General features: G+C 49.0%; 1 protein-coding gene. It reads right to left on the bottom strand.

What is annotated here, in order from left to right; translation table 11 throughout:
• Window positions 1-70 precede the first annotated feature (70 nt).
• Window positions 71-478, bottom strand: a complete 408-nt coding sequence (locus CSZ94_RS27405; RefSeq protein ID WP_219726069.1) for a hypothetical protein — start codon at window positions 476-478, stop codon at window positions 71-73.
• Between the last annotated feature and the right edge of the window lie 145 nt (window positions 479-623).

The raw sequence follows: 623 nt of genomic DNA, 5'->3' as shown, positions 1-623 counted from the left end.
AACATTTCCATGGTGATCACCTTGTATATCTCCCGCCTAATAATTAGGCAGGAGCAGTAGAACACCTGGGTCAATTTTGGGTCGGCACAACAGCTATAGGTGGGTCAGTTTTCGGTCGGCGCCAACAAGCATCCATCAACCCACGATCAACACACCATTTTTTGAGATTGTGAGCTTGAGTAGCTGCCCCGCTATCAGACGGCGGCGTCCCGTTTATTAAGGACGTTATCGCGTCCCAGAGATTTTCTGAAAATGGCGCATTGGTGACGAAGATGAACGAAACTTTGATATCGACTTCTAGTGCTGAAGACGTCTTTTCGTAGCCAATGATTGTGTCAGAGAATTTTTCAATTGTCTTTTTGAGGTAGGCTGCCGAAACTGCCTCTTCACGCAGTTTGTACTTGAACTGAGCAGTTTCGAGACGCTCGCAAGTACGGAAATTATCACCCGCGCCATAATAGAGGACAAGGTCCGCCACCTCTTCGGCCTCTCTACCTGTTTAGAATTGGGTGATCATATTCCTATTCGCAGCTTGCCCTACTTCAAAGCCAGGCGCCTGTTGAGTACACTGTTGATTCCTGTCACCTCACCGCCAGCGCCATGACCCAAGCCCTTCACAGCCG

Source organism: Janthinobacterium sp. ROICE36, assembly GCF_002869965.1.
Taxonomy (GTDB): Bacteria; Pseudomonadota; Gammaproteobacteria; order Burkholderiales; family Burkholderiaceae_D; genus Janthinobacterium.
The sequence above is the reverse complement of the archived record's forward strand: the minus strand, read 5'-3'. Positions and strand labels throughout refer to the sequence as shown.